Source organism: Nitrospira sp., from assembly GCA_030692565.1.
GTDB lineage: Bacteria > Nitrospirota > Nitrospiria > Nitrospirales > Nitrospiraceae > Nitrospira_D.
On the sequence record JAUYAO010000041.1, the window covers coordinates 120905 to 147268 of the forward strand.

The 26364-nt window shown below is 59.0% G+C and carries 27 protein-coding genes; 11 read left to right on the forward strand and 16 right to left on the reverse strand.

Translation table 11 applies throughout. From position 1 onward, the window contains the following. Positions 1 to 43 precede the first annotated feature (43 nt). The gene (locus tag Q8N04_10400) at positions 44 to 430 is read left to right on the forward strand and encodes a hypothetical protein (GenBank protein ID MDP3091081.1); all 387 of its coding nucleotides are present in this window, start codon (positions 44 to 46) and stop codon (positions 428 to 430) included. Here Q8N04_10400 and Q8N04_10405 read toward each other — a convergent pair. Genes Q8N04_10405 through Q8N04_10415 form a run of 3 tightly spaced genes read right to left on the reverse strand, consistent with a single transcriptional unit; the run spans position 427 to position 2907 of the window. After that, positions 427 to 1647 carry a TIGR03862 family flavoprotein gene (locus Q8N04_10405; protein MDP3091082.1) on the reverse strand — a complete coding sequence of 407 codons (1221 nt, stop codon included), beginning with the start codon at positions 1645 to 1647 and terminating at the stop codon, positions 427 to 429. The two genes, Q8N04_10400 and Q8N04_10405, sit on opposite strands and share 4 nt — an antisense overlap. Before the next feature lie 40 nt (positions 1648 to 1687). Then, positions 1688 to 2068: a DUF488 domain-containing protein gene (locus Q8N04_10410; protein MDP3091083.1), complete on the reverse strand. Its 381-nt coding sequence runs from the start codon at positions 2066 to 2068 to the stop codon at positions 1688 to 1690. After that, on the reverse strand, positions 2068 to 2907 hold the full coding sequence (locus Q8N04_10415) for an aldo/keto reductase (GenBank protein MDP3091084.1): 840 nt from the start codon (positions 2905 to 2907) through the stop codon (positions 2068 to 2070). The genes Q8N04_10410 and Q8N04_10415 overlap by 1 nt, the downstream gene beginning before the upstream one ends. A 156-nt stretch (positions 2908 to 3063) precedes the next feature. Between Q8N04_10415 and Q8N04_10420 the strand changes: the two genes are divergently transcribed. The 3 genes from Q8N04_10420 to Q8N04_10430 all read left to right on the forward strand — a co-directional run bounded on the left by Q8N04_10420 (position 3064) and on the right by Q8N04_10430 (position 5212). Further along, complete coding sequence (locus tag Q8N04_10420) at positions 3064 to 3402, forward strand: hypothetical protein (protein MDP3091085.1); 339 nt, start codon at positions 3064 to 3066, stop codon at positions 3400 to 3402. 139 nt (positions 3403 to 3541) lie between these two features. Continuing rightward, positions 3542 to 4789, forward strand: coding sequence for a hypothetical protein (locus Q8N04_10425; protein MDP3091086.1), 1248 nt, complete (start codon positions 3542 to 3544; stop codon positions 4787 to 4789). A gap of 105 nt (positions 4790 to 4894) precedes the next feature. After that, positions 4895 to 5212, forward strand: coding sequence for a hypothetical protein (locus Q8N04_10430; protein MDP3091087.1), 318 nt, complete (start codon positions 4895 to 4897; stop codon positions 5210 to 5212). A 90-nt stretch (positions 5213 to 5302) separates the two neighbouring features. Here Q8N04_10430 and Q8N04_10435 read toward each other — a convergent pair whose 3' ends face one another. From Q8N04_10435 to Q8N04_10450, 4 genes are all read right to left on the reverse strand, one after another. Then, positions 5303 to 5428: a hypothetical protein gene (locus Q8N04_10435; GenBank protein ID MDP3091088.1), complete on the reverse strand. Its 126-nt coding sequence runs from the start codon at positions 5426 to 5428 to the stop codon at positions 5303 to 5305. 441 nt (positions 5429 to 5869) lie between these two features. Further along, positions 5870 to 7633, reverse strand: coding sequence for a DEAD/DEAH box helicase (locus tag Q8N04_10440; GenBank protein MDP3091089.1), 1764 nt, complete (start codon positions 7631 to 7633; stop codon positions 5870 to 5872). A 112-nt stretch (positions 7634 to 7745) separates the two neighbouring features. Then, the gene (locus tag Q8N04_10445) at positions 7746 to 8414 is read right to left on the reverse strand and encodes an inorganic pyrophosphatase (protein ID MDP3091090.1); all 669 of its coding nucleotides are present in this window, start codon (positions 8412 to 8414) and stop codon (positions 7746 to 7748) included. A 307-nt stretch (positions 8415 to 8721) separates the two neighbouring features. Beyond that, the gene (locus tag Q8N04_10450; GenBank protein MDP3091091.1) at positions 8722 to 8973 is read right to left on the reverse strand and encodes a hypothetical protein; all 252 of its coding nucleotides are present in this window, start codon (positions 8971 to 8973) and stop codon (positions 8722 to 8724) included. A gap of 18 nt (positions 8974 to 8991) precedes the next feature. Between Q8N04_10450 and hrpB the strand changes: the two genes are divergently transcribed. The 3 genes from hrpB to Q8N04_10465 all read left to right on the forward strand — a co-directional run bounded on the left by hrpB (position 8992) and on the right by Q8N04_10465 (position 13133). Continuing rightward, the gene (hrpB, locus tag Q8N04_10455; protein MDP3091092.1) at positions 8992 to 11517 is read left to right on the forward strand and encodes an ATP-dependent helicase HrpB; all 2526 of its coding nucleotides are present in this window, start codon (positions 8992 to 8994) and stop codon (positions 11515 to 11517) included. A gap of 56 nt (positions 11518 to 11573) precedes the next feature. Next, entirely contained in the window at positions 11574 to 12218 is a 645-nt protein-coding gene (locus Q8N04_10460; GenBank protein MDP3091093.1) for a hypothetical protein, read from the forward strand. A gap of 108 nt (positions 12219 to 12326) precedes the next feature. Then, positions 12327 to 13133 (forward strand): pseudouridine synthase, encoded by an 807-nt coding sequence (locus tag Q8N04_10465; GenBank protein ID MDP3091094.1) that lies wholly within the window; start codon positions 12327 to 12329, stop codon positions 13131 to 13133. 283 nt (positions 13134 to 13416) lie between these two features. On the opposite strand, the gene Q8N04_10470 is transcribed toward Q8N04_10465, so the two are convergent. From Q8N04_10470 to Q8N04_10485, 4 genes are all read right to left on the reverse strand, one after another. Beyond that, a complete protein-coding gene (locus tag Q8N04_10470; GenBank protein ID MDP3091095.1) occupies positions 13417 to 13824 on the reverse strand; it encodes a hypothetical protein in 408 nt (135 codons plus the stop codon). A 101-nt stretch (positions 13825 to 13925) separates the two neighbouring features. Continuing rightward, entirely contained in the window at positions 13926 to 14204 is a 279-nt protein-coding gene (locus Q8N04_10475; GenBank protein ID MDP3091096.1) for a MoaD/ThiS family protein, read from the reverse strand. A gap of 105 nt (positions 14205 to 14309) precedes the next feature. Continuing rightward, a complete protein-coding gene (locus tag Q8N04_10480; GenBank protein ID MDP3091097.1) occupies positions 14310 to 14543 on the reverse strand; it encodes a hypothetical protein in 234 nt (77 codons plus the stop codon). After that, the gene (locus Q8N04_10485; protein ID MDP3091098.1) at positions 14540 to 17386 is read right to left on the reverse strand and encodes an FAD-binding and (Fe-S)-binding domain-containing protein; all 2847 of its coding nucleotides are present in this window, start codon (positions 17384 to 17386) and stop codon (positions 14540 to 14542) included. The genes Q8N04_10480 and Q8N04_10485 overlap by 4 nt, the downstream gene beginning before the upstream one ends. Before the next feature lie 534 nt (positions 17387 to 17920). Here Q8N04_10485 and Q8N04_10490 point away from each other — a divergent pair. Next, positions 17921 to 18157, forward strand: coding sequence for a YgiT-type zinc finger protein (locus Q8N04_10490; protein ID MDP3091099.1), 237 nt, complete (start codon positions 17921 to 17923; stop codon positions 18155 to 18157). A gap of 191 nt (positions 18158 to 18348) precedes the next feature. Here the strand turns inward: Q8N04_10490 and Q8N04_10495 are convergent, their stop codons facing one another. The 3 genes from Q8N04_10495 to Q8N04_10505 form a co-directional block, all read right to left on the reverse strand. After that, a complete protein-coding gene (locus Q8N04_10495; protein ID MDP3091100.1) occupies positions 18349 to 18636 on the reverse strand; it encodes an FAD-binding protein in 288 nt (95 codons plus the stop codon). A gap of 1160 nt (positions 18637 to 19796) precedes the next feature. Further along, complete coding sequence (locus Q8N04_10500; protein ID MDP3091101.1) at positions 19797 to 20051, reverse strand: type II toxin-antitoxin system RelE/ParE family toxin; 255 nt, start codon at positions 20049 to 20051, stop codon at positions 19797 to 19799. Further along, the gene (locus tag Q8N04_10505) at positions 20048 to 20248 is read right to left on the reverse strand and encodes a hypothetical protein (protein ID MDP3091102.1); all 201 of its coding nucleotides are present in this window, start codon (positions 20246 to 20248) and stop codon (positions 20048 to 20050) included. The genes Q8N04_10500 and Q8N04_10505 overlap by 4 nt, the downstream gene beginning before the upstream one ends. A 310-nt stretch (positions 20249 to 20558) precedes the next feature. On the opposite strand from Q8N04_10505, the gene Q8N04_10510 reads away from it, so the two are divergent. Further along, positions 20559 to 21479, forward strand: coding sequence for a D-glycerate dehydrogenase (locus tag Q8N04_10510; protein MDP3091103.1), 921 nt, complete (start codon positions 20559 to 20561; stop codon positions 21477 to 21479). Here Q8N04_10510 and Q8N04_10515 read toward each other — a convergent pair. After that, positions 21476 to 23470, reverse strand: coding sequence for a tetratricopeptide repeat protein (locus tag Q8N04_10515; GenBank protein MDP3091104.1), 1995 nt, complete (start codon positions 23468 to 23470; stop codon positions 21476 to 21478). The genes Q8N04_10510 and Q8N04_10515 overlap by 4 nt on opposite strands. A gap of 133 nt (positions 23471 to 23603) precedes the next feature. Continuing rightward, entirely contained in the window at positions 23604 to 23819 is a 216-nt protein-coding gene (locus Q8N04_10520; protein ID MDP3091105.1) for a cold shock domain-containing protein, read from the reverse strand. A 298-nt stretch (positions 23820 to 24117) separates the two neighbouring features. Here Q8N04_10520 and lptF point away from each other — a divergent pair, with 298 nt between their 5' ends. Next, a complete protein-coding gene (gene lptF, locus Q8N04_10525; GenBank protein MDP3091106.1) occupies positions 24118 to 25209 on the forward strand; it encodes an LPS export ABC transporter permease LptF in 1092 nt (363 codons plus the stop codon). Positions 25210 to 25214: 5 nt separating this feature from the next. Then, positions 25215 to 26306, forward strand: coding sequence for an LPS export ABC transporter permease LptG (lptG, locus tag Q8N04_10530; protein MDP3091107.1), 1092 nt, complete (start codon positions 25215 to 25217; stop codon positions 26304 to 26306). Positions 26307 to 26364 lie beyond the last annotated feature (58 nt).

Below are 26364 nucleotides of genomic sequence, written 5' to 3' on the forward strand. Positions count from 1 at the left end.
TTTTCCTTGCGCAAGAAGCAACAATCAACCAGGGAGATCGCGCGTGAATCGCCAAACAAAAGCATTGCTGGCAACCCTGTGTGCGATGCTGGTGACCGGTTGTGCCGGCATGCAAGGCCCGCCGGAGGATCTGCTGAAGCGAGTACCTGTCGTCGAGATCGGAAAGCCGGAACCCGCCGATAAAAATTACATCCTCTATATTCCCGGAGGCAAGACCATCCTCGTTCAGATGACGGTGAAGGGCCCCCTCATCGTCAATCCGGGAGAAGCCACCACCCGCATCCAACTGACCCAGAGCCTCTACCTCTATAAGGAATGGTCCAGCCTCGACGGAAGAACCTGGACCCATCAGGCCTTTCAAGGCCGCGTCGCCATCGGACTGGCACCCCAGGGCGGCATCGTCGAGGTCTTTGTGAATCGACCGGATTAGCGGGGCGTGAACCAGGCCACCGCTCCTGCGCCGGCTGCGCGGCCGCTGGCAAAGCAGGCCGTGAGCAGATACCCGCCCGTCGGGGCTTCCCAATCCAGCATCTCTCCAGCGCAAAAGACCCCCGGCACCTCGCGCAACATCAATCTGGCATCGACCGCTTCAAAAATAACGCCACCGGCCGAACTGATCGACTCCGCCAGCGGCCTGGTCGCAATCAGTTTCAACGACAGCGACTTGATCGCGGCGGCCAGTTTCGCCGGATCGGCAAAGTCTTCTTTTGACACGACCTCCCGCAAAAGGCCGACCTTCACTCCGGTCATGCCGAGCCGGCGCTCCAGATGCGTCGCCATGGTTTTTTTCCCGCGGGGCTTGGCAAGATCGTTCGTTAAACCGGAGAGATCACGGTCAGGCGCCAAATCCAGCCGCAAGACGGCGAATCCCTTGGTGGCAAGTTCATCACGGAGCAGTGCGGACATCGAATAGATCACGCCCCCCTCTACGCCCGTCGAGGTCACCACGAATTCGCCTTGCTGCCACTTTTCTCCGCCCGCCGGCGTCTGAATTTTCAACGCCACAGACTTCACCGGATGGCCGGCGAACTTCTTCTTGAAAATTTCCGTCCAGGCAATATCGAACCCGCAATTGGCCGGGCGCAACGGACTCACCGAGACGCCGCGCTGCGCAAGCCACGGCACCCAGGCCGCATCCGAACCCAGTTGCGGCCAACTCCCTCCGCCGAGCGCGAGGATCACCGCGTCGGCCCGAACGAGCTGCTTCCCCTCGGGAGAGTCGAACTGCAGCGCGCCTTGCGCATCCCATCCAAGCCAGCGATGCCGCACATGAAAGCGAACGCCGGCCTGACGGAGTCGCCGCAGCCAGGCCCGCAGCAACGGAGCCGACTTCATGTCTTTCGGAAACACCCGACCGGACGATCCTACAAATGTCTCAATCCCCAGTCCCTTGACCCAGGCGCGCAGGGCCTCCGGTCCAAAGCCGGCCAGGAGCGGAGCGATCTGAGTCCGCCGCATCCCATACCGCGACAGCATTTTCTCGACCGGCTCGGAATGCGTGAGATTCAGTCCACCCTTCCCGGCCAGCAAGAATTTGCGCCCGACCGACGGCATGGCGTCATACAAGTCCACCTGCGCTCCCGCTGCGCTCGCACTCTCCGCAGCCATCAGGCCTGCCGGACCGCCTCCGATAATCGCAATCTTCATCGGGCCCACCGCGATCCGTTCCCATCAAACTGCCACATCGTCATGTCGTGCTTCGCTTTCGTGTGATTGATTGTTTCAACACCAGCTGGATCACCGCCGCCTGATTGAATCGTTCGTCCCGGGCAGAATACACCAGCGTCACTGGTCCTTCCTTCGCCTGCTGCCGGACCGCGTCGAGCAGTGGCTGCTGTTCCCTTAATTCGATCCGATACCGCTCGCAAAATTCGTCCCACTTGGCCGGATCATGATTGAACCAGCGCCGCAAGACCGTGGACGGGGCAATGCCTCGCATCCACAGATCGATCTGTGCCGCGACTTTCGAAACACCCCTCGGCCACAGCCGATCCACCAGAATCCGATACCCATCGCCCTTCATCGCCGGCTCGTAGATGCGCTTGATCCTGACCAGGGTCGCGGCCATTACAATCCGATCGTTTCGATCCGCTGCAACTCTTCCGCCGTCAACGTGAATTGATCTGATGCCAGATCTTCCTTCATATGTTCGGGATTCGTGGTACCCGTCAGGGGCAACATCCCGATCTGCATAGCAAATCGGAAGACAATCTGAGCGAGCCCGGTCCCGTACTTCACTGCCATTGCGCGCACATCAGGCTCCGTGAAGACCTCGCGATTCGCCGTGAGGAGCGAGAAGCCCTGATAAATGATCTGGTTCGCCCGACACAGATCCCGCACTTCTTTGTCCCAGCCGAAAGCGGCATAGCAGCGATTCTGCACGACCATCGGCTTGTGCCTGGCCTTGGCACATAGCAGAGCGAGCTGTTCAGCCGACACACTGCTGACACCGATCATTTTGGTCTTGCCGGAATCGTAGAATGACTCGATCGCCGCCCAGACTTCCCAATCTGCCGCGCCCAATCCCCGCCTGGAATAGGGCCCATGCAGGACATAGGAGTCGAGATAGTCGGTGTGGAGATGCGACAAGGAACTCTGAAAGGACTGATTGACCTGTGTCGTAAGATCAACGCTCGCTTCATAGGGTGTCCGGTGGTCCTGCCCGTCAACCGAGGTAAACTTGGTCTGAAGAAACAGCGCCTCCCGCTGGAACCCCTGTTTTGCCAGGACCAACAGCGCATCCCCGACCAGGGCTTCCTGATAGTGGATGAGCTGATTCGCCGTGTCGATTGCCGTGAAGCCTGACGCCACGGCGAGTTGCACCAACCGGCTCGTCGCCTCTTTCTTCCAGGCCGTGCCGTACATGAAGGAAGGAATCGAAATACCGTTATATGCCATCAAAGTCATGAAAGAGCCTCCTGATTGCATGCTGACGGAAACAACCCCTCCCTGTCCAGCGAGATCGAGCCCCTACTAAGTGAAGCCGCCATCCAATCCGGCTACCGCTTTTCATGGAGCGGCATCCCTCCTTCTGCTATACTTTTCCCCATGTATCGTCGAATCATGCCTCAGATGCTCGTCATCGGCTGGCTTGCGCTGCTGCCTTGTCTCTGGACCACAGGAGACCTGGTCGTCGATCTGGTGTTTGAAGCGCCGGACGTGACGTCCAACGCCGATGCCTCAGCAGAGGAACCGGATAATGCCGCCGAACATCTGCTCATGCCATCCGCACAAACGGACCGTTTAACCGCAGCCGCACTCGCAGCAACTCCGGCAACTGACTTCGATGTCTCCTCCATTGTCGTCACGGCACCGGGCAACGCGACTCCGAGAGCCGCGCCCGCTCTGCACTATCCTCCTAGAAACAAACCCGTTTCCCTGCCTCTGCCTCTTCGTATCTAGACTCATCCAGCGTCTCCACGCCCTGCGCTCGTCCTGTTGATCGACGGGCGCTTCTCTTTATTACCAACGGAGGCCTGTGATGCGGCATGCGTGCATCCTTTCACGTTTCATACGTAATCGCGCTCGGTTAATTCTCGGTTTGGGCCTCATATATACGCTGAATCACCCGGCAGTATTCGATGTTGCTCTGGCTGCACAAGGCATTACGGAAGGTGAAACCGCCTCGATCGATGCGGTTCATATCGAAGGATTGATCCATACAAAACAGGAGACCATTCTCCGGCTGCTGCCCCGGCCCCTGCCGGCCGAATTCACCGGAACGGAAGTTGAGGAGTTTGAGCGGCGTGTGCGAAATCTAAGCCTCTTCGATCACGTGCAGGTGGCGCGAGACGGCCACTCTCTGACGGTTGCCGCTCAGGAAAAGATCACCCTGGCGCCGATCCTCAACTTCACCAGCGGCAGCAGTGTCAAGGATCTGAATGCGACCGTCGGTCTGGTCGAATACAATCTGTTCGGCACGGGCACGCAACTTGGCGGGCAGTTCAACTACAGCCAGCGCGGGCCGAACGTCGACCTATGGCTCTCACAACATGCCTTCGAGCCCAATCGATGGGCCAAAGAAATCAAGGGCTCGTACAACGTCAACGGCATCCGGTTTGCCGATTCGACGTCCACCTGGACGCGGAATCGGATCGGCACCGAATTGGAACTCAAAGGGCCGTACGACTATCGCACGCCGTTGCGGTATGAGGTGGTCCTGAAGGTGTACCGTGAGCTGGTCGAAGACATGAAAGGAGATCGCCGTCCGCCCGATGGGTATTACGTCGGGGTGATTCCTGAACTGACCTGGGATCAATACCACTGGCACGATCTGGTGCCCAGCGGGTATCGCATTGCGCTGGAACTTCGACCGGGATTCTTGTTCGGCGCCAATCAGCAGCGGCATGAAGCCAAGGTGCGGTATCTCCACGGCATTCCCCTTGGATCAACCACCGTGCTGATGGTGAACAGCGTCGCGGAAGCGGTCAACAATAGCGGAAACCCGAATCACAGCCTCCTGATCGGCAGTATCACCGGCGTGCGTGGACTGTCCGACAATCTCTACCGAAACCGAGCACAGGCCTATACCAATCTGGAGCTCCGGCACGCCGTTGCGGTGGCGTCGCGCTGGGCGGTGCAAGGCGTCCTGTTTTCCGACTTCGGCACATTTCAATCATTCACTGAAGAAGGGAGGCTCCAACACTGGCAGGGAACCGTGAGTGTGGGGACCGGAATACGCATCATCCCCACCTTCCTCTCCAATACCCTGTTACGAGTAGACATCGCCCAGCTGTTCTCGCCGAGTCACAATACGCTACTCCAGATCGGCATCACCCAGTATTTCTGACCAAGACAGAGTCCCCATCGCCGGGATAGGCCAGTGCTCGCTGTTTCAAACCGCCGGTGGAATTGATAGAGTGCGGCGCACGTACCGAAGCGGAGCACAGAAACCATGGACAGCGAAGAAACTCTTCCCGTCGTCGAACTGAGAGTCACACCCTGCTATAGCCAGGCCAACCCCTGGGTGATCCAGGCGATCTCAGGATTCTTATCGGCCTATTTTATGGAATACCCGGGCTTCCGGGTGCTGAGACACGCCGATGAAGCTTCATCGGGTATGCACGTGTGGACCTGTGAGATTCCCGCTTCGCTGAAAGTGCCTCGCCTGCTCAAACGGCTGCAAGCCGACATCCCGCCATCCAAAGTCGTGCCTCCGGACGAATCTGCCCCAACCCCAGCTCGATACATTATCGATCGCCTGGAATCCTAGCCTGAACGGACAACTGACATTCTGACGGCCTTTGGCAGCACCATGCTGCCGCCAGATTATAGATAGGTGGGAAAGCTCGGAGGGAAGATACTAGCGAGGCTTGAACCACTCCAACACGCGCTCACAGGCGGCTTCCAGCGGGCGATCTGCCATGATCGCAATCCCGGCTAACGCCAACAGACTCATCACAAAACCGGCTTCTTCAAGGTCTGTCATAGGGAACGCCTCCTCTTGAGACGTACCCTATCTCACTTGTCGGCGACACGGTAGTCCCCGAAAGAGGGGCGCGGCTTACCGAATCATCGATTCGCACCCCCTCCTTTTGAGGGAGGCTGTCCACGGCCTGTCGCTCAATGCACAGGAACCGCGATCAGCGAGTCGCAGGTACTTCAGGATAGTGAGTTGATCCCACATCGCGTTTTTCAGCGTCTTGTGACCCGCGGATTCTTCTCAACCTCCCCTTTGTAAGGGGAGGCTAGGAGGGGTAGAGACTCAGGGGCTGCTGCGCGCCTCGCGAATGGCCAAGCGCCTGTTATGGCAGCCGGAAGATTCGACCTCCCCTGGCCCCTCCTTATGAAGGAGGGGTGAATTTGAGATGGCCGATATCAATCCGATCGTGCTACCTCACTCAGGCCCCCACATGAAATCCGGAATCGCCTAATCGCGGAACAGTCTGACCGTGACTTTCTGTCCCTTAATCCTGGTGCGGCCCAACGCTTCGATCACGTCGCGTGCCATGGATTCCGGAACTTCCACGAGCGAAAAGCGTTCTTCGATTTCAACGCCGCCGATCTGAGCGGACCCCAGCTTGGCTTCGTTCGCAATCGCGCCCACCAAATCGCCCGGCCTGATGCCCGCGGCACGGCCGGCCCCGATGTAGATCCGGGCGGAGTTCGGCGTCCGACCGCCGGTCGGTCTGGCGCTCGGCCGCCCCTGCGCCTCGCGAGGCCGGATACCGCGCGACATCTCGCCGGACATCGGCGACGGACGCCGCATCCCCGGTCGCGCATAGTCCGGACGGGAATAGTCCGGCACTCTGGCCTGCACGGAAGGAATTTCCTGCTCTTCGACATCCCCGCCCTGCGCCTGATGCGCCAGTTTTACCGCTGCCGCCGCCACATCGACCAATTCAAAATCTTTGGCCAATACCGTGACGACCGACCGGAAATGCTCCACATCGCCTGCGGCCAGCAGCTCTCGAATCGACGTCAACGTCCGCTCAATCCGCTTGGTCCGCAGATCGGCCACGCTCGGCACTTGGGCGACAATAATTTTCGCCTTGGTCAACTGTTCGATATTCCGAAGCAACCGGTGTTCGCGCGGTTCGACGATGGTAATCGCCTCCCCTTCACGACCGGCCCGGCCGGTACGGCCGATCCGATGCACGTACACTTCGGGAGAAGACGGCAAGTCGTAATTCACCACGTGCGAGACGCTCGGAATATCCAAGCCGCGCGCCGCGACATCCGTGGCCACCAGAATTTGCGTTTGCCCGGACTTAAACGCGGTCATGACGCGGTCCCGTTGCGGCTGGCTCATGCCGCCATGAATGGCTTCAGCACGATAGTCCCGTCCCGCCAGGCCGGCCGTCAATTCATCGACCTCCAACCGGGTCCGGCAGAAGACCAACGCCGATTTCGGAGCCGCCAAATCCAATACCCGTATCAGCGCCGCCACTTTGTATGGACGATTCACGACATAGGCCGTTTGCAGCACGCGCGGAGCGGCGCCGGCTTTGACCGGCTCCTTGGCGATCTTGATCTCGACCGGGTTTTTCAGATGACGATGGGCAATCGACGCGATGCGCGGCGGCATCGTGGCGGAGAATAAGGCCGTCTGCCGATCCGCGGGCGTCTGGGTCAGGATCGCCTCCAGATCGTCGGCAAAGCCCATGTCCAGCATTTCATCCGCTTCGTCCAATATCACCATCTGCACATGCTTGAGCTGCAACGTATTCCGTCGAATGTGGTCGAGCGCCCGGCCGGGCGTCGCCACCACGACATCCACGCCGCGCTTCAGCGCATACAATTGCGGCCCGATGGCCTGCCCGCCGTACACCGCCAGCACTGAAATCCGCAGCTCCTTGCCGTACCGCTGCACGGCTTCGCCGACCTGAATCGCCAACTCGCGCGTCGGCACCAGGATCAGCGCCGCGGGGCGCTGCTTCGCGCCATGCGCCAGCCGCTGCAACATCGGCAAGGCAAACGAGGCGGTCTTCCCGGTCCCGGTGGCCGCCTGCCCCAACAGATCGCGGCCTGCCAACAGCGGAGGGATCGACTCACGCTGAATCGGCGTGGGCTCTTCATACCCCAGCTGGTCCAGCGTCGCCAGCAACGAGCCTTCGAGGCCGAGTGCGGCAAAGCCGGGAGAAAAGCCATGAACGGAGGGGGCGGTGGACGGTTCAGTGTGATCGGATTTCATATAGCCTAGGCGGCACCTTTCTGGTGTGAGCATCCTGAGATTGCGCCGAACTCAGCTCCAGGCTGAAGCTCTTCGCTCTCCCTTTGGCAGCGGCCGAGTTGTCCGCTACCTGTTAGACCGACATGTGCTTGGGCCACAACGACTCAAGCTCAGGGAACTTTTTACGATAATCAGCATGACTGGCGTGAATCACTTTCATCGCTTCTTCGCGCCCGTACACGCTCGTAATTTCAACTTTATGCTGCACCGAACCCGGCGCCATCTTGTAGGTCAGGAAGTAATGCTGCAGCCGGTCGATCAGCGAGATCGGACAGTCGCCGATATCTTTAAAATCACCGTAGGCCGCATCGTCTTTCATGACTGCGATGATCTTGTCGTCCGCTTCCCCGCCGTCGGCCATACTGAACCCGCCGATGGGAATCGCGGTGAGCAGGATATCGCTATGAGCGATCGTTTTCTCCGTGAGGACGCAAATGTCCAACGGATCGCCGTCGCCGATCATATTCTTCCGTTTCGCCCGTTTACCGAACAATGCGGCCACTTTTTCGCCGCAATAGGTTTGCGGAACCAGTCCGTAATAGACGGGACAGAAATTCGAAAACCGCTGCGGACGATCGACCTTCAAAAATCCGCTGTCTTTATCGACTTCGTATTTCACCGTGTCGGTCGGCACGATTTCAATGTAGGTCGTAACCACATCCGGCGCCTGCTCTCCGATCGATACGCCGTGCCAGGGATGCGCCTTGAACATCAAGCCCATCAAACGCTGAATTGGATCCATACCCGAACGCCCCATCGACTCCTCCTGATCTGAATGCCAATATTCACGCGCCGGCATACGCCGAACGCAGTTGTCTGAACCGAGTACAGAATGCTGAATGAGAGACCGTTGAACGGATCGCGCGGCTGACCGGTTCCGCATTCATCGACAACCGCCTGCACGACCGACCCGGCACCTGGCTCGCTCAACGCACCAGACCAAGGCCTGCGTGCTCAAGCGGCAGCATACGTGGGCCGCCTACATGCGACAAGATGCGGAACGGTCTCTTTCGTAGAGGACAACGAACAACGGACAAGAGGATAAACGGCTAGTCGTCTTCAGGCAGTTGAATCGGTCCCGCCCATTCCCCTTTGGCCAGCGCCACTTCCTGATACCCGCCATCAGGCCACTGAAACTGTCCGACCTGGTCCACTTCCACGATAAACGGGTCGGCTTCATGCGCCGCTCCCCGAAACCAATACCATCCAGCCACTCTCGGCTTTTCGAGAGTCCACCGATAGCCCGCCATCTCCTCGATCCTCTCGTGCTTCCCCACGCGGTCTGTTACAGTCTGCTCCACGTGAGGTTGCACCCTATCATGTCTCGGCTCCCAATAGAAGATGTCCTTTCGGACCTCTGCCACGCGCTCATTCGGTCCCCCAATGGGCTTCTGACCGCCCCACCGGGGGCCGGCAAGACCACCCGCGTGCCGTTGGCCCTGCTGGACGCGCCCTGGCTCCGCGACAACAAGATCCTCATGCTGGAGCCCAGGCGCCTGGCCGCCAGGGCCGCGGCCCATCGTATGGCAGCGACGCGCAACGAGCGCCCCGGCGACACCATCGGGTATCGCATGCGGCTCGATACGAAGATCGGGCCGAAAACCAGGATTGAGGTCGTGACCGAAGGGATTCTGACCCGATTACTCCAACAGGACCCCTCGCTCAGCAGCTATGGCGCCGTCCTCTTCGACGAATTTCACGAGCGCAGCCTCCAAGCCGACACCGGCCTGGCGCTCTGCCTCGAATCGCAGCGGCTCTTCCGTCCGGACCTCCGCCTGCTCGTCATGTCGGCCACATTGGATTGCGGACCGGTCAGCGAACTGCTGGGCGGCGCACCGGTCATCACCTGCGAAGGGCGGATGTTTCCGGTCGAGACCAGATATCTGGATGAACCCATTACGGGGCATCTCGATACCGCCGTCACCAAGATCATCCGCCGCGCGCTGGCACGGGATCAGGGCAGCCTGCTCGTCTTCCTGCCGGGCATGGCCGAGATCCGGCGCGTCGAACGCCAGCTACTCGATGCGAATCTGGAATCGACCATTCATGTCACGCCCCTCCATGGCGACCTCCCCCAAGATGCCCAGGATGCGGCGATCGCCCCGGCGCTCCCGGGCACGAGAAAAATCGTGTTGGCCACATCCATCGCCGAGACCAGCTTGACGATCGATGGCGTCCGCATCGTCATCGACGCGGGCCTGTTGCGCGTACCGCGCTTCGATCCGCGTTCAGGACTCACGCGGCTGGACACGATTCGTGTCACGCAGGACTCCGCCGACCAGCGGCGCGGGCGAGCCGGACGATTGGAACCGGGCGTCTGCTATCGGCTCTGGACCGAGCGAGAACAGGCCACGCTGGCCGCCCGCCGGCCGCCTGAGATGCTGGACGCCGATCTCACATCACTCGTCCTGGAGCTAGCGCTCTGGGGAACGACCAACCCGGCAGAACTCTCATGGCTCACCCCCCCGCCTACCGGATCGGTCACCCAGGCGTCCGATCTGTTGATCCGATTGGGCGCGTTGGATTCATCGGGCCGCATCACAGCCCATGGCAGGCAGCTGGCTGAACTGGCGTTGCATCCCCGCCTCTCTCACATGCTGCTGAAGGCCGGGCCGCTAGGCCTTAACGACCTGGCCTGCGACCTCGCAGCTCTGCTGGGTGAGCGCGACCTGCTCCGGGGTCCGGCGGGACGACAGCAGGCCGATATTCGCACCAGACTCGATGTCTTACACGGACAGCATGACCATCCAGCGGGCATTACAGTCGATCGAGGCGTGTATCATCGCGTGACCAGCACGGCGGAGATGTGGCGACGACAGCTCCTTCGCCACTCCGCTAAGACATCCCCTCGTACCAAGCCTGATCAACGTGGCGTCGGTATCCTGCTCGCCCTCGCCTATCCGGATCGGATTGCACAGCGCCAGGCTGGCACTGATGCGCGCTATGTGCTGGCCAACGGACGCGGAGCCCTCTTCGCCACCCCCGATCACCTGGGATCGGAACCCTATCTCGCCATTGCCGAGTTAGACGGCGGCGCGCAATGGGCCAAGATCGAGTTGGCTGCGCCGATCTCGCAGGCAGAAATCCAAAGCCTCTATGCGGACCAGATCATTGAGACTGAAGCCGTCGGCTGGGATGAGAAAATGCAAGCGGTCCAGGCGCTGCGCCAACGGCGATTCGGCGGACTGATTCTCTTGCAGCAGAACCTCTCCAAACCGGATCCCGCTCTGATCGCAACCGCCTTGCTCCACGGTGTGAGCCAGGCCGGGGTAAACCAGCTGGCCTGGACGCCGGAGCTGCGCCAATGGCAAGCGCGCGTGCAGTTCCTCAGACGAACGGAGGGAACTCCGTCACTCTGGCCGGATCTGTCCGATGCACACCTGTCGCAGACGCTGGACCATTGGCTCGGCCCTTTTCTCCAGAGCATCACCACACTCGAACGTGTACAGCGGATGCCGCTCGATCAGCCGCTCCACGCCCTGCTGAGCTGGGATCTTCAACGGCAACTTGATCGTCTCGCACCGACACACATCACAGTCCCGAGCGGCTCGAATATCCGAGTGGATTATGAGAGCGGCGAGATCCCTGTTCTGGCCGTGCGACTCCAAGAACTCTTCGGCTGTCAGGACACTCCCCGCGTGGCAGGAGGAACAGTTCCCGTCATGTTGCACTTACTTTCCCCGGCCAAACGCCCGGTCCAAGTCACCAAAGACCTAGCCAGCTTCTGGGCCAACGCCTATCAAGATGTCCGGAAAGAACTCCGTGGCCGCTACCCGAAACATTCCTGGCCGGAGGACCCCCTCACCGCGCCGCCGACCGCAAAGGCCAAACGGCGGTCCTCATGACTCCCATCATTGGTAGGGTAGACCGCGCCGATGAGCCGACCGTATAGTGGCTGACTATGCGCTGGACTCTCGCCTTCATATTCATGTCCATCCTGACGGTTCTGCCGGCCTCGCTCAAAGCAGAATCCGTCACATCGTTGCCACCGCCGACCTTCGACGTGCCTTTCGATGATCTCGATCCGGTTGTGGCACAGGCGGAGCTCGCGCAGCACATCGTCCTCTTCCTGAATCGATTGCAGCAGTATTGGGGATCGAGCCCCGAAGCTCTTCGCAATAATGTGACGGGAGAGATTGAGCGGGATGAGCGGGAGGCCCTTGTCGTGGCCACACGCTTCGCGGATCATGGCGTATTGGAAGGCTACGATTTCAGGGAAGGCTCATTGGTCGCCGGGCAATATCTCGTTCTACAGCGCCCGGTCAACGGGTTAAACGAATTCATCGACTACTACGGCGCTCTCAAGATGTCCTTGACGAAGGTCTACGGGCAACCGGCAGAAGACCAGTCTGTCTGGAGCAACGATCTCTACCAGCCGCTTCCCGACTATTGGGGGATCGCCGTCCAAATGGGCCACCTCCGGTACGCCGCCAGGTGGGAGACCCCGGATGGCATCATTACGCTTGAACTGACAGGCAACCATCACAGCCGTCTCGCGATTGACTATCGGAGCAACGCTTCTCTCCGACCGTCTCGAAACACCTAGCGCCTGGCCCATTTCCCTTCCTCAACCTTCGACACGGCCCGGCGCCTTGAGACGATCGCCTAACCCAGTTACACTGCGGAAGAGACCGATCACGTTGAAACAGGGACGATGAACAGAAAACCGACGAAACCAGACAGCCCCGCCCACGCTCAGTCGCCACCGATTCCTGCAGGCGCGGCTGCACCCGATGATGCCAAGCGGGTGACCTTGGACCGCCTCTTCTCAAAACTGGGATTGGCCAGCCGAACCGTCGCCCAGGAATGGATTCGTGCTGGACGGGTCCGTATCAATGATCGCGTGGTCCGCACGACGGAGACCTGGGTCGCCTGGCCCGGCGACTGCGTGTCGCTCGACGAGCAGCCGATTCAACCAAGCACACCACGATTCGTGCTCTTTCACAAACCGAAGAGCGTGGTGACGACGCGCCAGGATGAGAAAGGCCGAACGACTATTTTCGATGTCCTTCCCGAAGAACTGCAGACACTCCATGCGGTCGGACGACTGGATCAAGCCACCAGCGGGCTGCTCTTATTGACGAACGACACCACCCTCTCCAGCTTTCTCACCGATCCGGCCAACCGGGTCACACGCCGCTATCTGGTCACGGTACGCGGGGAAGTCACAGAAGAAACCCGCCAGGACAGTCTTACCGGCCTTACGGACGAAGGGGAGCTGTTGCATTGCGAGAGCGTGACGGTTCAGAAGCGCTCAGGACGGGAATCGCATCTCGACGTGACGCTGACGGAGGGAAAAAACCGGGAGATCCGGCGGCTCTTCAAAGCACTCGGACATGAAGTGATCCGGCTGCGGCGCATTCAATTCGGGCCCTTCGTCATAGACGATCTGCCGCCCGGTGCCTGGCGTGAAATCCCGATCACAGAAGCAAGAGCCGCACTGTACCCCCAACCCTCGTAAGAGCGGTCCGCGAACACATGGCAGCAAAAGTTTTTGGCTCTTCCGCCTATAAGGCCTACGCCTTCTCCCTACCTCCCCTTTGTAAGGGGAGGAAAGGAGAGGTAGAGATTCTCACGCTGCTGCACCAAGCTGGTCATGGCCACCGGAAGATTCAACCTCCCCTGGCCCCTCCTTACCAAGGAGGGGGATCATCTGGGATAGCGGGCAGCAATCCGAGCATACAACCCCGTGCTGTTCCTCTCACGTCACGAAACCAGGAAACACCAGTTTTTTCATTCGCCCGTCAATATCCGCGCCCGGTGCTGCCGCCGCGGCCCATCCGGTCCAGGGGAAGCGCTTCGAATCGAGACTTGAGATCGGGATGCGCCGCGAGGAAATTCTTCACGCCCGCGTCATCGGCGAACACATCTTTACTGCGCCCGCGATACTCTTCGATCGTCAGTCCGTGCTTCGACAGCAGCGCGCTGAGCTTCGTATTGATATCCGCGCCCATTTCTTTCATCTGCTCGGGCGACGGCCGCTGTCCCTGGCCGAACTGCTCCCCGCCCTTGAAATAGTTCGTCATCATCTCGCCGATCTCAATCCGCGCCTTCACGAACTTTTCGATATCGGCCGGCTCCGCCGCCAGACCGCGGCCTGCGAATAATGCAACACCCAGAACCATTGCCAGCATGACCCGTGTCTTTGTCATCACAATGTCCTTTCAGCAATTACCGGTATCCAGTGAACCGGCAGACTGCAATATGACACCCCTGTCGGGCATCGCCGACGGGCAATACGAATAATCCCTCGCTAGGTGGGGATGTCCCTGGTCCCGTCGTACGACATGCGGGACTGGAATGACACCTTGACCGTATCGCCGTCCTTCACCACCGTATCTTCGGTGCCGACCTTTTTATTTACAGAAATAAGGGCTTCCCGGCTGTCGATAAAACGAAGCAGCGGGCCAAGGCTCTCGGCGTTCGCCTCGATCAACTTTCTCACCGTCGTCGGCTCCGCCGACTCGATGGAGAATTCATTCTCCCCTGTCGCTTCTTGAATGACCCTCCCGAATACCAATACGGTAACCATAATTCCTCGTTCTTTGCCTGACGTCCGTTACATGTATGGTATAGCACAAACCTGCCGACTACTTTTTGATGCCTACGCCAGTCCCCTCTGCGAATTCCCTGCTTCTCACCTGGCGTGGCAGCGGAAACAATCCTGCCGTCTGGGGTGGCGATCCCGCAGCGGTTTGGCAGCGCCGGCCTGATGGCAGGTGACGCAACCTTTCTCAACCGTGACAGCCTGATGAGCTTCGTTCTTAGGAACAACCGGGTTGCGATCTTTGGGGGTCGGCAGCAACGACACGCCCACGACAACCGCGACGGCGAAGAGAACGAACCACCAATCGACTTTTCGCAACTTCATGAATGGGGTATTCCTTTGTTCCGCTCCGCTGCCTCATAGGCCTCGTTCAGCAACTGCGCCACATGTTTCACCTCAACCCGTTCCCGCAATCCATTCTTGAGCTGGATCATACAGGCGGGGCAACTGGTCGCCACGACTTCCGCCCCGACCTGTTCGACGGCCCTGGTTTTGCGCTCCAGGATTTTTTGCGAGGTGTCGTAATCCTTCACGATGAACGTCCCCGCTCCCCCGGCGCAGCGGTCGGCATCGGGCATCTCGACATAGTTAAGACCTGGCAACGACGCCAGAATCTTGCGCGGTTCTTTCGTCACCCCGGCGGCCCGGAGGTGGCAGGAGGAATGGTACGTGACGCATTTGGTGCGCGACGCGGCCTGCGCCATGGGCGGATGGAGCGGGGATCGCGCCACGAATTCGGCGATATGCGCGACCTTCTTCGCCAGATGTTCCGCCTGGCGCCGCTCGTCGCCGTCGGGGAAGAGCGTAGGATAATCTTTCAGCATCAGCGTGCAGGACGCGCAACCGGTCACGATCGTCTCATAAGACGCAAACGAGGCGATATTGAACCGAGCCCCCTCGCGAGTCAGCTCTTGATGTCCATAGGTTTGGATCGGCGTCCCGGAACAACGCTGCGGCGGCATGGCCGGCTCGACTCCATGCTTCCGCAAGACCCCGATGACGGCGTCTCCGACCCCGTCATCAAAATAATTCGCCGCGCAGCCGTGGAAATACGCGACGCTGCCAGGCGCAGGCTGCGCGCCAGGCTGAGGGATCAATGCCGCGTGCCGCTCACGCAGTTGTATGGGAGCAATGCGCGGCAACAACAACTCATGAGGCAGCTTGGCTGTCGGCGCGAGAGCCTTGAGCGCCAGCGCGGCTCCCCACTCCATAATCCGTCGGACAACCGGCCGATCCCACAGGCGTTGAGTGCGTCCCAGAAACTTGAGGAACGGCTCAAACGACGTTCCTCGTGCCTGCCAGCGAAAAATCCATCCGGTCAGGCGATTGGGATGCTCGGCCCGCTTCTTCAGAATAAGCTCCGACACATCGACGCCGGCAGGACATGCCGTCCGGCAGGATTTACAATTCACGCAAGCCTCGACCACCCGCTTGGAATTGAGGTAACTGTAGTCCGTTGACGTCACAATCTCGAACCAGCCGCGTGAGCTCATGTCCTCTGACTGGAAGACGTCATAGACCGGACAGACCGCGTTGCACTTCGCGCAGGTCGCGCAGGACTTCGAGAGCCTGGGGTAGTCGATATGCTCGGTGAAGGACGCGTCGCTGATCTTGATGCCGGGATTCAGCACGCCGGTGGGGTCAAAACTCTTTTTGACCTGCACAAACAGCCCGTAGAGCTCCTCGCCGAACATCTTCCTGACGTACTCAGCCCGCACACGGCCGTCGCCGTGTTCTCCGCAGATAGACCCGCTAAAGCGGTCCAATACCGTCGAATGAATCTCGCGATAGGCCTGCACCATCTTGTCGAAATCCTGGCGATCGTTGACGTCGAGCAGCGGGACGATATGCGCGTTGCCGTTCCCGATATGACCGAAAATCGCCACCGGCACCTTCTGTCCGGAAAAATACTCTTCCAGATAGTGGATCAGCTCGCTGATCCGCTCCGCCCGTACGACCACATCATCCACAAAATTGATCGGCTTCTTGCGCGGATCGAATCGATAGAGGGTGGGATAGAGGGCTTTGCGCGCCTTCCACAATTGCTCACGCTGCTCAGGATCAAACGCCAGCGTCAGGTCAGCCGCGAGTCGGAACGGCCGGCAGACGGCTGCCATCTGCTCCGCCCGTTCATGCAGATCTACCGCGAGCGAGTCGGCATCGAGTTCAGCAAGCAAGGTGGCCGCCGCATCAGAGGGAATCCCATGCTTGGCGCGACCGATCAGGTCGAGCGTGTTGGCGTCCATGACTTCGAGCGCACTGGGCTGAAGGGCCAGCAACAGCGGGACAGCCGCCCCGACATCCTCCAGATGCCGGAAATGGATCAAGGCCGTGAGCGTCGCTTTCGGTTTCTCGACCAGCCGGAGCGTGGCTTCGCTTATGACTCCAAGCGTGCCTTCGCTCCCGACCAGAAGCTTCGGCAAATCGAACTGCCCGTGAGCCAACCCGTCAACCAGGCCAAACAAGTTATATCCGCAGCTATTCTTACTGACCGTCGGGCGCCTGCCGTTGATCAAATCGGCATGAGACTGCGCCAGAACCAGCACGTCCCGCAGGGCCGGGATCGTCGAAAGGAGCCGTTCCAAGGTCGGATCGTTCAGCGCGTAGGATTTCGCCTCCAGCCACGTTCCCGACTCCAGGCACAACCTGAGTCGATGCACATTGTCCTTCACCGACCCATAGCGCAGTGTGTGCGGCCCGGATGAATTATTCGCCAACATCCCGCCGAGCTTGCACATGTCGCCGCTGGACGGATCGGGCCCGAACAAGAGCCCCTGCCGGGCCAGCTGTTTATTCAATTCCGCCAGGACGATGCCCGGTTGCACCCGCGCCCACCGTTCTTCGCGATTGATTTCCAGAATCCGGTTCAACCGCGACACGTCGAGAATGATCCCGCTCCCGACGGCCGACCCGGTGAGATTGGTCCCGGCCGCGCGCGGCGTGAGCGGAATGCCGCGAGACCGGGCATAGCGGAGGGTCTTCGCGATGTCGTCCTCGGACTCCACCAGCACCACGGCCTGCGGCACCACCCGGTAAATGCTGGCATCGACGGCATAGGCCGTCTTGGTGGGGAAATCGTCTTTGACTTTCTCGGACCCGAGTTGGGCTCGGAGATCAGCGGCGATCGCTCGCGATCGGTCTGGAAGAATGAGGGTTGGCGCAGTCATAGTTCAAGCGTGGGGCATTCTAGACGGACAGAGAGAGAGAGAACAAGGGTATGATTATGGGCTCACCGCTTGCCTCCTCACCGTCATGCAACGACTCACCTCTTTTCTCCAAGCCAGCCTTGCACGTTGCCATTGATCGCTGTAGACTTTCGTTATCTAGTGGGGACAGCGGAGTTGGACCAATTCCCTGCCTAGTAGGATAAATTGATTCTGCATGACCATAGAAGACATCCGATATCGCATTCTCAGCGGGCATTACCTCATTTCCTTTACGCATACGGAGAAACTGCGCCGTCGAAAAATTTCCCTGACAACTATCGAAGACGCGATTCGGAACGGGACCATCATCGAAGACTACCCGAATGATCCCCGAGGTCCTTCATGCCTCATTCATGGCCTCACACAGGAAAGACGGCCTATTCATGTGGTATGCGGACGAATCGACCGCGAGGAGATATTAATCATTACAGCGTATGAACCGAGCCTCGAAGAATGGGAACCCGACTGGCGAACGAGAAGGAAAGGCGGTGCACAATGACCACATCCTGCTATTTCTGCAAAGGAACCGTCGTGCAACAACCCACCACTGTAGACTTCTGGTGGGGAGACGATCTCAAGATTATTGAAAACGTCCCAGCAGGAGTGTGCACGCAATGCGGGGAACGATACTTCGACGCCCCCGTCTACAAACAGATGGAACGCCTCACGAAGGGAACAAGCACAACGATCCGGCAATTATCCGTAGACGTCGTCCGATACTCCGCCGCGTAAGCGACTTGACCGCGTCCCGATCGATACGAAGAACTGCTCCCCTTACATGCCGATCAACGTCACCGCGAAATTCTCAACAAGATCCTGGCACGCCTCCGGAACTGTCTCCCGAGAATCGCATACCCACCATGAGCAACGACAAGCCGCCGCGCTTGCCGCAAAACCGCAATGTTTGATTGCAAGACCCGACCCTATACATCGTTCCCGTTCCCGATCGCCGACCCGGTGAGATTGGTCCCGGCGGCGCGCGGCGTAAGGGGAATACCGCGAGACCGGGCATAGCGGATGGTCTTCGCGATGTCGTCCTCGGACTCCACCAGCACCACCGCCTGCGGCACCATCCGATAAATACTGGCATCGACGGCATAGGCCGTCTTGGTGGGGAAATCGTCTTTGACTTTCTCGGACCCGAGTTGGGCCCGGAGATCAGCCGCGATCGCTCGCGATCGGTCTGGAAGAATGAGGGTTGGCGCAGTCATAGTTCAAGCGTGGGGCATTCTAGACGGACTGTGCGGGAGAGAACAAGCTGTCGGGCATGAGGCGAGGGGCCAGAGGTCAGGGTGATGGGTCGAGGAGAAATTCTTCGTTAGCCAATGGCGTCGGATCGACGAACCCGCCGTTCAAGAAATAGGGACATTGCGTGCCCCCACCCACAGGCTGACTGGACGGAGTTCTTGCTACGGATCGGACAGGAGCTGCCGCCGCGGCGATGGCATAACGCAACGTCGAGCAATGGCCCCACCCTTATGACCAGGTTTCACGTTCTTCGGCACTCATGTGTCTATAGGTTCTCGTTGGCACGGCAACACCCTACCCCCTCCGGGCGTGAAGTGTTGCACTTGGAGTGAGATCTCAAGAATTTTAATAAATTAGTGAGAAGGGGGCTCAAAACATGGAAATGATTGGCATGGATAGAACTCCTTATCACCTCGCAACCTGCTGTCGCCTAACCAAGCGGCATCAGGATTTTCCTCGACGGGGCCCGCCGTGTCAACAACAGTTCCTCAGTGGTTCAGGAAGATCAGCAGCGGGTAAGAGTGACGTCGGAAGCGACTACACGTAAGCTCCCCTGTCAAGGAGACAGTTTCACAGGAGAACTTCGGGCTTCAAGTTGGGCCCGATACGGGACAAAGAGATGGGGTCGGGACAAAGAGATGGGGGACAAAGAGATGGGGTCGTTGCTTGACTTTGCACTGCCACCCTCCTACCCTCCCGCCTCATGGCCCGCCAACTGCGATTGGAATATCCCGGCGCCTTACCACCTGACCGCCCGCGGCAACGAGCAGCAGCCCGTCTTTCACGATGTCACCGACCGACAGCATTTCCTGAAACTATTTGGCAGAGAAATTCTCCAGCAGCACTGGCGGTGCTATGCCTATTGACTGATAGGGAATCATTATCATCGGCTCATGGACACACCCGAACCGAATCTGAGCCGCGGCATGCGGCGGCTGAATGGCAGGGCTATACACAGCGCGCTTCAACTGGCGGCATCAACGCGTCGGCCATCTCTTGCAAGGGCGATTCAAAAGCATCCTGGTCTAGATCTTGGCCTAGGGTCGTTGCTTGATTTGGCACGACCCTGCTATCCCTCGGCGAGCGCGCTGAAGAGACAGGAGGCGCTGAACCGATGCCGTGCCTACCGCTTATAGATCTCTCGTCGGTGTCCCACGCGCAGAATTACAACCTGGCCTCCTTCCAGATCGAAGACGACGCGATAATCACCGATGCGAAATCGGTAGGAGCCCAATTCCGATTGCTTGAGAGGCTCGGCGTACTTGAGAGGATCGGATTCGTAACGGAGGAGAGTTTTCCCTATGCGCTGCTTTACCTTCAAATCAAGCGCATCGATATCCCGGATCGCCCGGTGTGTGTAGACCAACCGGTATTTCACCGGCCAAAGACCTCGTGGTGGGGCTTTACTTTCCCCGTCTTGAAATCTCGTCGCGCCTCCCGAATGCTCTGAAGATACTCCGGAGAGGTCGCGGCAATGAGATCTTCCAAGAACACTCGTCTGACAGACTTCCTCATGCCTTTGACCGCTCTGATGATCGTCTCCTGACTGACTTCCATTTTGACGGCAGCCGGCATTATTCACCTTCCTTCATTCGGCCCAACAGATAGGCAGATCGCATCACTAATTCTACGATTCTATTATCGGCGAGGCCTTCGGTAGGGTCAAGCCATCGAGTTGATCGTTGCTCGCATAGCCCCTCGGAACGATGGGGATCGTTGCTTGACTTTGCACCTCCCTCGCCCTACCCTCCGCGATCATGACGCGCCGGATCCGTCTGAAGCATTGCGGGACAGAAGTATCAGGCCCTGCCGTGAGTCCGTTCACCGTCATCCGATGACCCAACCCAAGCTCGTCTACGTCACCCGCATACTCCCTGAGCCGGTGATGACTGCGCTACGACAGCAGTACCGGCTCATTTCTGAACCAACAGATCAGCCGCCTTCCTCAGACGAGCAACGCCGCGGCTTTGCCGAAGCCGACGCCGTCATCTGCACGCTGGCCGATCCGATCACCGACGACTTGCTCGCGGCAGCGCCGCGCCTGAAGATCGTGGCGAACTATGCGGTGGGATACAACAACATCGACGTGGCCGCCGCCACGCGCCGCGGGATCGTGGTGACGAATACGCCGGATGTCCTGACGGATGCGACGGCGGATCTCACCTGGGCCCTGATTCTGGCAGTCGCACGACATGTGGTGGAAGGCGACCGATGGGCCCGCTCCGGGACCTGGCCGGGATGGGCGCCGACTCAAATGCTGGGGACGGATGTCACAGAAAAAACGCTGGGCATCATCGGCATGGGTCGGATCGGGCAGGCTGTCGCCTTGCGCGCGCAAGGGTTTCGTATGCCGGTGATCTATGCCAGCCGTCGGCCCTGTCCCCCTCCATCCGGTGTCACAACCTGGACTCACCGACCATTGGAAGAGCTGCTGACGCAGGCCGACTTCGTGTCGGTGCACGTGCCCTTGTCGGAGGCGACGCGCCATCTCATTGGATCGCGCGAGCTGGCCATGATGCAATCCACCGCCTTTCTGATCAACACGTCCCGCGGACCGGTCGTCGACGAAGCCGCCCTCCTCGTCGCCTTGCGACAAGGGACGATTGCCGGAGCCGGGTTGGATGTGTACGAACGCGAACCGGTGATTCTGTCTGGATTGGAACAGCTCTCGAACGTCGTGCTGTTGCCCCATCTTGGATCGGCAACACTGGACGCTCGTTTGAAGATGGGAATGATCTGCGTGGAAAATATTGCGGCCGTACTTGGAGGCCGGGCTCCGCTGAATCCGGTCATTCGGGGAGTCTAGCTGGCGATGCGAAACTCACTCTGGGCAGATGACGCCTTGCCTCGGAGGAACTCCAGCCGTTGCGGAACATCATGGAATGCCGGAATCATCTGGTAGGTGGTGACGGCCTTCCCCCACTGCGATTCAGCTTCATACAACATCCCCAGCTCGTAGCGAATCGCCTGCCCCTTCGCTCCCTGGCAGCGAGGATCAGACAGGACCGCTTCCAAGCCGCGAATCGCCTGCGCATATGCACGCTGGTCCTTGAGACACAGCGCTGTCATGAGACAGGAATCCAGATAGAACGAATCGGCTGACTTGGACACATGAAACTCGTCCATCGCGTCTTCGTAGAGCCCCATATTCTTGTAGGCAATCCCCAAGGTGAAATGCGCCTCATAGTCTGGCGGCAGTTCCGCAGACGGCACCGATGCTGTTTCAGCCATGACAGCTGGGATTGCCATCGGCTCAATGGAGATAGGCTCAACCGCCTGCGGTATCTCCGGAGGCGCATTCGTCAGCCAGGCGCCGGGACGCGACGTCTCTGTCTCCGCTGCCGCCATTGTCGCTGCTGATGATCCGTCATCGACCGATGGCTCACTCGCACTCAGAGATACCGGAGCACCATCCGGGATCGCGTCATTGACGGGAATCTGCCAGGCCTCGGACGACACCGCGCGCGGGACGGTAAACAAATGATCGTCAGGAACCGCTCCGTCTAATGTGAATTCCGGAGACTCGACGACCGACGGCGATGCGACCGGCTCCGGAGCGACCGTTTCCGCAACAGACTGTACGACTGATTCGACGACACCCGCAGGCTCAACCGGAGCCTCACCACCCATAAGGACGGTCAGGCGTGTAACCAAGTCGGAGTCCGAGGCAAGCAGCTTGACCTTCTCAAAGAGCTCCTCGTGCAAACTCTCCATCCCTGCTTCGGGATGAAGCAATAACAGCTCCACCGCCCTCGCATACTGCTGTGCGGCAGCAGCGGAATCGCCTTTTTCCTCGAAGAGTTCTGCCGACAATTCAATGAGGGGAACCGAATTCGGCTCGGCAGCCAGGAACTCCGAGACCAGCGCTTCGGCCAATGGATAATCCTGCGCGCGGAGTGCGGCGCCGGCCAGGAAGCGATACTCTCCCAACGCCACCTGCACGTCGCCGCGCTGCAGATGGAGCCGCGCGAGCAATTGGCACACCTGCGGATTTCCCGGTTCCCGCGTCAGCAACTGGTTGAGGATCGCCTCAGCTCCGGCATACTGTTTCTCATCCATCCGGCGCGTCGCTTCAGCCAACAAATCTAACGGCTCCGACGGCCTGCTCGCCATGGTGGCCATATGGCCGGACGCTGCGGGCTTTCCCGGAGCAGCCCCGCCTTTTTGCGCACCCTCGACAAACTGAGCGGCTTCGTTGTTCTTCGGATCGATCCGGAGCACGGCGAGATAGGCATCCTTCGCCTCATCGTAGCGGCCCTGCGCCGATCGCTCCCGCCCGAGTTGCAGATAGACTTTGGTCGCTTCGTCCTGAAGATTTTCTTGGAGGCACAGCTCCGCCACACGCTGCTGAGCGTCGAGGTTCGATGGATCCTGGCTGACGATCTTCTTATAGACCTCCAGCGCCTCTTTGCCTTTTCGCTCTTTGAGGTAATACTTCCCCAGCGTGAGATAGTCCTGGACCGCACTGCTCAACAAACCACGTTCCGCATTGAGATCACCGAGATGGCGGTAGACTTCGTACCGGGTGGGATCGACTTTAAGGATCTTTTTGTAGGTCGCGATCGCCTTCAGCGTTGCGCCTTCCGATCGGAAGCCGGCCGCCGCTTGAAGAAACGCCGTGATCGCTTCGGGCACGGCGTTGCGTTTGAGATGAAGATCGCCGATCGAGTTGTGAATACTGCCGTCGTTCGGAGCTTCTCCGGCCAGCTTCCGCCACTCAGCAATAGCCGCGTCGTACTGGCCTTTAGCGGCCAACAACTGCGCACTTTGGAGAACTTTTGTCCGATCAAGGGCCAAGACAGACCTCTATGAAGAAGAATAGGCAAACGCTAACAGTCTCAATAGGTTTTGTCCAGAAAATGGCAGAAACGAAAGGGGCGTGTTTTCCCTGAAGAAAACACGCCCCCACCCTAGCGGTCTATGCAGAGTTTTACGCGGACAGCTCGCCCTTCAACACGTTGGCGGCTTGCGGCCCTTTCGCTCCTTGCACGATGTCGAACTCAACCGGTTCGCCTTCTTTCAAGGTCTTAAAGCCATCGCCCTGAAGCGCTGAATAGTGCACAAAGACATCATCCCCGCTATCCAATCGGATAAAGCCGAAACCCTTCCGATCATTGAACCACTTCACTGTTCCTTTGGTCTTCACAAGATCCTCCTTTTCTCAATGACTACGTGTAGTTACGCAGTCTGCCAAACACGCCGTACAGAGACACAGATGATTGCGATGAACAGAAAGAGAGAAGTGAGGAGATCGACTGACGGGCGTCTGCAGAAAAATTGAATCACGCACAGAACCCATCGGTGAAATGATAAAGCGAAGTGGAAGTACCACAGCACTTTCACCTTGTCAAGGGACGCATTCGGCCCGGGCCATATCCGCACGCGGTTTACAAGGTCGCACGACTGCCCTATAGTGCCGCAACGCGCTCACGACCGTTACGCTTGTGATTCTACGAACACTACTCGACCGGTATATTTTCACAGAACTCCTCGCCCCGTTCGGGCTGAGCCTGGGGGCGTTGTGCTTCGTGATGCTCACGCGAGAGCTTCTGCGTCTCGTCGAGCTCTTGGTGTCAAAAGGCGTCGGCCTCTGGTCTGTACTGAAAGTCTTCGCGACCCTCCTCCCGTCGTTCCTGGTCCTGACGCTGCCCATCGCCGGCATTATCGCCTCGATCACGGCCTTCGGACGCCTCTCCTTCGACAAGGAACTTGTGGCCATGCGGGCCGCGGGACTGAGCCTCTACCGGCTCACCCAGCCGGTCCTCTTATTTGCCCTCTCGGTCTTTACCTTGACGCTCGTCCTCTCCCAATGGGGACAGCCGTGGAGTTCGGTGAATCTGAAGAAAGTCGCGCTCAACCTCCTTCGAGACCAACTGGTGCTGGCCCTGGAACGAGGCACGTTCAATGAACCTGTTCCCAAATTAGTGATCTATATTCCGGATAGCGGATCCGGGCAGGCGACATCCGGCATCTTCATATCGGACGAGCGCAGCCCTGATGAGCCTCGCATTATCGTGGCCGATGACTTTCAGGTCCTCATGGATCCTGAGCATGAACAGGTCGCACTTCGACTCGTGAACGGCGTCATTCATAGCCAGCCGGATGTCGTCGATCAATATCAACAGGTCTCGTTTACCAGTTACGACCTGAAGATGAGCCTGAACCAAAGCGGGTATGCCACGACTGAAGAGCGTCCGACCTACGCTTCGATTCAAGCCCAACTGACTGCCAGCCAAGGGAAGGACACGCAAGCCTTGCGTCGCCTGATGGAGTACTACAAAGACTTGGCCTTTCCGACCGCCTCGCTGGTGTTCTGCTTACTGGGCGTCCCGGTCGGCATTGTCTCCAAGCGATCGGGACGGATGGGCGGATTCGCCGTCGGCGTGCTGATCGTCGTCGCGTACTATATTTTGAATATCGCCTGCGAATTCCTCGTCACCACGCTCTGGATCTCCCCGTTTGCCGGCGCCTGGATGCCGAATGGATTATTTACGCTCCTCACCGCCTGGCTGTTCTGGAAAATGAGCTACGAATAAGCCCGATGACGATTCTCTTTCGCTATATTCTTCGCGAGTACGCCAAGATCTTCCTGATGTGCTTTTCAGGGCTGATGACGATCTATCTCGTGATCGACTTTTTCGAAAAAGTCCGCCGCTTTCTCAAGTTCGACGCCAACATGGTCGACGTCCTCACCTATTTTGTCTTGAAGACTCCCGCGATATCGTTTCAGATCACCCCGCTGGCAATCCTCATGGCGACGCTCCTGACTCTGGGACTCCTCGCGCGCAACAATGAGATTACCGCCATGCGAAGTTGCGGGATCAGCTTGACCTGGATTGCCTCCCCCTTCCTTATTTTCGCCGCGTGCATTTCCTTGATCCTGTTGAGCTTCAGCTCAACGGTGATTCCGCTGGCCTTAGAAAAAGCCGAGGAGATCAGGCTCATCCGCATCGAAAAGAAGCCGGCCCCCATGGCCGTCAAAGCGCCTCGCCCCTGGATCCGCATGGGATCGGACAGCCTGATGCACGTCGCAGAGGTCGAGATCGGCGGAGCGGTTCTCCATCGGGTGCATCTCTACCATTTTCAAAACGGGTTTCGATTAGACCGCATGACGGAAGCCGCGACCGCGACCTATACCCCGGACGGATGGATGCTTCAGAACGGAAACCAGCGGCGGTTCCACCCGGACGGATCGGTGGCGCTCGTCCAATTCGGACAGCAACCGGTCGAGTTGTCGCTGATTCCCGACGACTTTTCGACCTGGCTGGCCGGAGATTCCGAAACGATGACCATCAGAGATATTCGTGGATACATGAGCCGCTTCAAGAACGAAGGCAGTTCATTTGCCCGCCTGCTGACCGACTATTATGGGCGTCTCGCCTTTCCCTTCGTCGCGGTCATCATGGTCATCGTGGGCATTGCCCTCAGCCTCCGGCGAAGCGGCGTCCGCGGCGGCACCATGGCGGTTGGGATTGGCCAGGCCTTCGTGGTGGGATTCTGTTATTGGACGACACATTCCATTGCGATCGCCCTAGGACGAGGCGGGCTGCTCGCCCCCATGCTGGCCGGATGGATCGCCAATTTGCTCTTTGCAAGCTTTGGCCTCTACCTCCTGCTCAAAGTACGCTACTGACACCGGTTGACTGCACGCAGACCTTCCGGTAAGTAGTGACCGAACCTGTGTGAATAAG

Coding starts and splice junctions, on each gene's coding strand:
- Q8N04_10405 (MDP3091082.1), bottom strand. CDS start 1,647: ATGAAGATTGCGATTATCGGAGGCGGTCCGGCAGGCCTGATGGCTGCG.
- Q8N04_10410 (MDP3091083.1), bottom strand. CDS start 2,068: ATGGCCGCGACCCTGGTCAGGATCAAGCGCATCTACGAGCCGGCGATG.
- Q8N04_10415 (MDP3091084.1), bottom strand. CDS start 2,907: ATGACTTTGATGGCATATAACGGTATTTCGATTCCTTCCTTCATGTAC.
- Q8N04_10420 (MDP3091085.1), top strand. CDS start 3,064: ATGCCTCAGATGCTCGTCATCGGCTGGCTTGCGCTGCTGCCTTGTCTC.
- Q8N04_10430 (MDP3091087.1), top strand. CDS start 4,895: ATGGACAGCGAAGAAACTCTTCCCGTCGTCGAACTGAGAGTCACACCC.
- Q8N04_10435 (MDP3091088.1), bottom strand. CDS start 5,428: ATGACAGACCTTGAAGAAGCCGGTTTTGTGATGAGTCTGTTGGCGTTA.
- Q8N04_10440 (MDP3091089.1), bottom strand. CDS start 7,633: ATGAAATCCGATCACACTGAACCGTCCACCGCCCCCTCCGTTCATGGC.
- Q8N04_10445 (MDP3091090.1), bottom strand. CDS start 8,414: ATGGATCCAATTCAGCGTTTGATGGGCTTGATGTTCAAGGCGCATCCC.
- hrpB (MDP3091092.1), top strand. CDS start 8,992: ATGTCTCGGCTCCCAATAGAAGATGTCCTTTCGGACCTCTGCCACGCG.
- Q8N04_10460 (MDP3091093.1), top strand. CDS start 11,574: ATGCGCTGGACTCTCGCCTTCATATTCATGTCCATCCTGACGGTTCTG.
- Q8N04_10465 (MDP3091094.1), top strand. CDS start 12,327: ATGAACAGAAAACCGACGAAACCAGACAGCCCCGCCCACGCTCAGTCG.
- Q8N04_10470 (MDP3091095.1), bottom strand. CDS start 13,824: ATGACAAAGACACGGGTCATGCTGGCAATGGTTCTGGGTGTTGCATTA.
- Q8N04_10475 (MDP3091096.1), bottom strand. CDS start 14,204: ATGGTTACCGTATTGGTATTCGGGAGGGTCATTCAAGAAGCGACAGGG.
- Q8N04_10480 (MDP3091097.1), bottom strand. CDS start 14,543: ATGAAGTTGCGAAAAGTCGATTGGTGGTTCGTTCTCTTCGCCGTCGCG.
- Q8N04_10485 (MDP3091098.1), bottom strand. CDS start 17,386: ATGACTGCGCCAACCCTCATTCTTCCAGACCGATCGCGAGCGATCGCC.
- Q8N04_10490 (MDP3091099.1), top strand. CDS start 17,921: ATGACCACATCCTGCTATTTCTGCAAAGGAACCGTCGTGCAACAACCC.
- Q8N04_10495 (MDP3091100.1), bottom strand. CDS start 18,636: ATGACTGCGCCAACCCTCATTCTTCCAGACCGATCGCGAGCGATCGCG.
- Q8N04_10505 (MDP3091102.1), bottom strand. CDS start 20,248: ATGCCGGCTGCCGTCAAAATGGAAGTCAGTCAGGAGACGATCATCAGA.
- Q8N04_10510 (MDP3091103.1), top strand. CDS start 20,559: ATGACTGCGCTACGACAGCAGTACCGGCTCATTTCTGAACCAACAGAT.
- lptG (MDP3091107.1), top strand. CDS start 25,215: ATGACGATTCTCTTTCGCTATATTCTTCGCGAGTACGCCAAGATCTTC.